The organism is Martelella sp. UBA3392 (assembly GCF_002358775.1).
Lineage (GTDB): Bacteria > Pseudomonadota > Alphaproteobacteria > Rhizobiales > Rhizobiaceae > Martelella > Martelella mediterranea.
Genome location: NZ_DEPM01000289.1, coordinates 1 through 5,433, shown reverse-complemented (window position 1 = coordinate 5,433; position 5,433 = coordinate 1). Strand labels below are relative to the sequence as shown.

General features: G+C 62.4%; 4 protein-coding genes. All 4 read right to left on the bottom strand.

The window, feature by feature from the left end:
• The coding region (gene bamE / locus B4E36_RS22715; protein ID WP_345900846.1) for an outer membrane protein assembly factor BamE domain-containing protein at positions 1-290 on the bottom strand (290 nt) is incomplete at its 3' end.
• A gap of 56 nt (positions 291-346) precedes the next feature.
• Positions 347-1,528, bottom strand: coding sequence for an HlyD family type I secretion periplasmic adaptor subunit (locus B4E36_RS22710; protein ID WP_345900845.1), 1,182 nt, complete (start codon positions 1,526-1,528; stop codon positions 347-349).
• The gene (locus tag B4E36_RS22705; protein WP_292058935.1) at positions 1,525-3,711 is read right to left on the bottom strand and encodes a type I secretion system permease/ATPase; all 2,187 of its coding nucleotides are present in this window, start codon (positions 3,709-3,711) and stop codon (positions 1,525-1,527) included. The genes B4E36_RS22710 and B4E36_RS22705 overlap by 4 nt, the downstream gene beginning before the upstream one ends.
• Positions 3,712-3,800: 89 nt before the next feature.
• The coding region (locus tag B4E36_RS22700) for an Ig-like domain-containing protein (protein ID WP_345900844.1) at positions 3,801-5,433 on the bottom strand (1,633 nt) is incomplete at its 5' end.

Genomic DNA, 5,433 nt, shown 5'->3' with positions numbered 1-5,433 from the left:
GCCGTGACGAATTTGAGATTGTAATCCCACGCCTTGCCGTTCTTGGCCATGCTTACGGGCTGGCCGAGCAGAGAGGCAACGTCGTTCCGCGAAGCGCCGAGCTGGATCTCGCGGACACGATCGACGGTGACGGGCTTGCCGGGGCGGACAAAATAGGCGTCGAGTTCGGTCAGCGCCGGCGACACGCTGTCAAACCGCATGTTCGGATTATGGACATTCAGCATGCCCGCGCTGGCGGCACCGGCGGACAGAACGCCCGTGAGGACGGCGATGGATATGGTCTTCAGCATTTCTCTCTCCTTCAGTTTCATTGACATCGTTTCGCCCTGACGGGCCCTTCATGCGATCAGCGCTCCCTGAGAGCCTCCCGGCCCCGATTGAGCGGCTTGATGAGATAGTCCCAGACGGTCTTTTCGCCCGTCTTGATATCGACGGTCGCGATCATGCCGGGGGAAATGGGAAACCGCTTGCCGGCCGCATTCACCAGCGCATCCGAGGCGGTGCGGATATAGACCCGGTAATAGAGGTTTTCCGGGTTGATCTCGTCGCGGATCGTGTCCGGCGAGATGTTCTCGACGGTGCCGTCAAGTCCGCCATAGACCGAGTAATCATAGGCGGTGATTTTCACCAGCGCGTCCTGGCCGGGATGAATGAAGGCGATATCGCGCGGGGAAACCCGGGCCTCGATCAAGAGCTGGTCGTTGAGCGGCACGATCGTCATCACCGCGCCGTTCGGCGAAATCACGCCGCCGATCGTCGTCACCGCCACATCCTTGATCACGCCATGAACCGGGGAGCGGATCGTGGTGTGGGAAATCGTGTCCTCAAGCCCGTTGAGCGTGGACAGCAGCGACTGCACTTCCGCCTGCGCCTCGGCCAGCTTCTCGCCGGTCTCGATGACATATTTGGAGCGCATGTCGTCCATTCTGAGCTTGATGTCGCCGCGGTCGCGCTTGAGCTTGATCAGTTCGACCTTGCTCGCCGCCCCGGTCGCCAGCAGCGGCGTGGTCAGGCGAAGCTGCTCCTCGAGCAGCGCCATGTCGGCCTCCATATCGGCGATGGATTCGTGGTAGCTTTCCGTCCGGGCCGTAAACAGCGCCTGCTCCGAGGCTCTGAGCTCGGGATAGTCGTCGAGCGCCGCCGGAAAGGTCACGGCATCCGCGCCCGTGACTTCCGCCTGCAGCCGCGCGGCCTGGGCCAGCGAAGCGCGATAGCGCGCCGCCGTCTCGTCATATTCGGACTGGGCGCGGGTCGGGTCGAGCCGCGCCAGCACCTGACCCTTGTCGACGATCTCGCCGGCGCTGACATCGAGCTCGGCCAGAATGCCGCCATCGAAGGACTGGATCACCTGTTCATGCGAGAGCGGCACCACCGTGCCGGGTCCCGACGACACCTCCTCCACCGAGAAGGAGTAGGCCCAGACGAAGAAGGCCGCGAGAACCAGGAACAGCGCCAGCACGACCCTGTTCGCGCCGCTGGCGGAAATATCGTCGCCCTCGATCAGGCTGTCATAGGAAGCGGCGCTCATTGAACCTTTACCTCGCGCTTCCTGCCGGCCAAGGCCTCGCCCTTGCGCAGGCGCGTCAGAATCGTGTCGCGCGGCCCGTCCATGATGATCTTGCCGTTGGACACGACCAGCAGCCGGTCCACCAGCGCCAGGATTGACGGCTTGTGGGTGGCGACCACCAGCGTGGTTTCCCCTGCCAGCTCCGAAAGCGCGGAAAGCACTTTCTGCTCCGCGGTCTCATCAAGAGCGGCCGTCGGCTCGTCGAGCAGGATCACGGAGGGTTCGCGCAACAGCAGGCGCGACAGTATGATGGCCTGGCGCTGGCCGCCGGAAAGGCCGATGCCGCCCTCCTGGATCTGCCGGTCGAGCCCCTCGGGCATGGCGCGGATGAACTCCCAAGCACCGGTGCGCTCAAGGGCGGCGATCACTTCCTCGTCGCGGGCATTGGGCGCGCCGAGGCAGAGATTTTCGCGGATCGTGCCGTAGAACAGCCGGGCGTTCTGGCCGGCAAGGCCGATATGACGGCGCAAATCGGCCGGATCGACATGGGTAATGTTGACGCCATCGACCAGCACCGTGCCCGAGCGCGCTTCCATCAGCCCCGAAAGCCCCTGCAGCAGGGTCGACTTGCCGGCGCCGTTGCGGCCGATGATTCCGACCTTCGAGCCCGCCGCGATCTTCAGACGCTCGACGGTGAGCACCGGCTCCTTTTCATAGGCAAAGACCGCATTCGCGAACTGAAATTCGCCCTTGATCACCGGCTTGTGGATGCGTTTGGCATTCTCGGGATGGTCGACCGGCAGCGTCATGATCTTGTCGAGGCTTTCGCCGGCGATCTTGGCCTGCTGCCAGCGGTTGAGGATCTGCGCCACGCCGGCGAGCGGCGCCAGCATGCGGGTCGACAGCATGGCGGCGGCAACCAGCGCGCCCGTCGTCATGTCGCCGAACATCACCGCCGGCGCGCCGGCCGCGACCACGGCGATATAGACCATACCCTGCACCGTCTGCGTCCAGTTGCCGAGCGTGCCGACGAGATCGCGCAGCTTCATGCCACTGTCGGCATTGACGGCGTTGTAATGGTTCCAGTGGTTCTGGAACCGGTCCTCGGCCTGCAGCAGCTTGATATCGTCCAGCCCCTGCACGGCCTCGACAAGCATGGCGTTGCGCAGCGCGGATTCGCGCATATTGGCCTTGGCCAGCGTGCGCAACCGGCCCTGCGCCAGAACGCCGGGCAGGATCAAGAGCAGCACGGCCACCGCCGGAACCCAGACCAGGTTGCCCGCAACCCACCAGAAGATGAGGCAGAACAGCAGAAAGAACGGGATATCCGCGATCGCCGAGACGGCCGACGAGGTCATCATCTCGCGCACATGTTCGAGTTCGCGAAGCTGCGCGATGAAGGTGCCGGTCGCCTGCGGGCGGGCACTGTTCTTGACGCGCAGCGCATGACCGAAGACCTTGTCGGATATGCGCAGATCGGCCCGTTTGCCGATCACGTCGGTGATCTTCATGCGCATCTGGCGCATGACGAAGGCGAATATCACCGCGATGAGCGCGCCGCCGCCGAGCACGAACAGCGTCGGATAGGATTGCGCCGGCACCACGCGGTCATAGACCTGCATGGAGAAGATGACGCTGGCGAGCGCGAGGATATTGGCAGCAAGCGAGGCCAGCATGATGAACACATAGGGCCTGAGATCGGCAAGGACGATCGATCTCATCCAGTGTTTGCGGAACGGCTCGATATAATTGTCGATCCGCCCATCCGGCATGCCGCCGGCCGGCCGGATCACCGCCACCAGTTCGACCCTGTCCCGGATCCCGGCAATCTTGATATCCGATGTCAGCCCGCCATCGCCGGAAAAGCCGAGCGTCAGCCGGTCGCCATTGCGCCGTGTTGCGACGGCAACCTCGCCATCCTTCAAAACCAGAACGACCGGCAGCCGCATATCGTTGATCTTGCGAAGATCGGTGCTGATGAAGCGGATCGCGAGCCCGGCCTGGCGGGCAAGCTTGCCGAAACTTCTCTTGCGGTCGCCGCTGTTATCCCAGGCATCGACGAGCCGAAGCTGCTCGGGCGAGCAGTCGATCCGGTAATGGCCGGCAACCGTCAGCAGGGCCTCGATCCAACGGGCCGAAACGGTACCGGTCGAAAGCTCGATCTCTTCGCCGCTCTCGCGATTTCTGTTGATGTGGATATTCATGGCTGCGCCAGACTTATTGCAAAAAGGGGTCTAGCAGCCGGGGCAGAGCCCCGGCTGTCAATCGTGCTTCATGGGTACAGATGGGGGGCTCAGCCCACCATCATGGCGTGATCTTCCAGCTCGTTGAGATCGATGTTGGGCGTGCCCGGATCGCTGAAGCTCTGCGAGTCATTTGCCGCCGTGCTATCCGCGTGCTTTTCCTCGGGCAGATAGGCCTCGAGGCTTTCGACATTGTCCTCATAGACAAGGTCGGCCACGTTGATATCGTTATCGGCGGCCGGATGATCGCCGCTGGCGTCATCGTCCTCGGCCGAGGCTTCGTCGATCGATGCAAGGCCCAGCGTTTCCGCGTGGAACGCGCCTTGACCCGCGGCATCGCCGCTGTCTTCCGCATTGTCGGTGTCGATCGCCATGCGCGCGGCAGACGATGTGGCGCCGGCGTTGTCCTCATGCACGTCGATCTTCAGCGAGGCTTCGCTGGTGTCACCGCTGTCATCGGTGAGAACGTAGCGGAAGTTTTCCTCGCCCATGCCCGTGTCGGGCCCGGCCGTGTAGGTCCAGTCGCCGGTTTCGAAGTCGAAGACGAGCCTGCCGCCCTGATCGGTTTCCACGTTGAGGATCGAGCCGTTGCCTACCGCATCGCCATGACTGTCGGAGATCCCGTTCAGATCATAGGTGTAGGTCTCGCCATCGACATCGATCGAGAGGATGCGGCCGCCATCGATGCCGAGAAGATCGTCATCCGCGGTACCGGCGACGCCGTCGGCGCCGTTCAGCACGTTGCCGGAGACATCCACTTCCTTGAGGACATCGAGCAATTCGTCCACCAGATCGTCGAAGTTGGCCACCTGGACGACATGGTTGTCGCCGTCGGCTTCATCGACATCCTGCAGCCGGGGCACCGTGACGCCCTGTCCGATGCCAACCGTCTGGACATCGATTTTGTTGTCAGCAACGAAATCATTCCATGCAGTCTGGGTGGCGCTCTGCAACGAATGCTCGATATTGCCGTTGCCGTCGGTTTCATACTGACGGGTCGGCTCGCCATCGCTCATGAAGAAGACGCGATTATTGTAACCGTCGATAGGCTGATAGGACTCCATCGTCTCGTTGACGGCCGCCGTGTAGTTGGTCTGGCCGTTATAGGGACGCTGTGAATCCCAGGCATCGACCTGCGCCGCGAATTCGGCATAGCTGCTGAAGGATGCCGTCGAACTGGCGTCAGAAGAAAACGCCACGAGCTGGATCTGTACATCGCCTGTCGTGCCTTCGAAGAAGGCCTGACCGGCAGCTTTGACGGCCTCCAGCATCTGGTGGGCTTCGGTGTTGTCCACACTCCCGCTGAAATCGAGTACGAAGGCGATGTTGAAGTTCTCGTCGCTGATGAAGTCATCGCCGGCAAGCTGCAGGCTGATATCGTCCTCGTATGCGAGCGGCGCATTGCGCTCAAATGCCTGGGTATCCGCGCCCTCAGAGCCGAGATTGCCGACCTTGTCGGTATAGCTCTCGTCGGCAACCGTGACGGTCAGGTCACCGCCGGCCTTTTCAGGCGTCACCCTTGCAGTCCAGGTGTGACCGTCAACCTGCTGCAGGTTCGACAGCGTACCGTTGTTGACACTGATGTCGGAGGCGTCGAAACCGTCGACGTCTTCGGAGAAAGTAAAGGTGACGTCACCGCCCAGACCGTTATCGTCGATATCGATATCGACCACGACGGAGGGG

Bases quoted from the DNA above. Each gene is read 5' to 3' on its own strand.
- B4E36_RS22710 (WP_345900845.1), bottom strand. From the start codon at position 1,528: ATGAGCGCCGCTTCCTATGACAGCCTGATCGAGGGCGACGATATTTCC.
- B4E36_RS22705 (WP_292058935.1), bottom strand. From the start codon at position 3,711: ATGAATATCCACATCAACAGAAATCGCGAGAGCGGCGAAGAGATCGAG.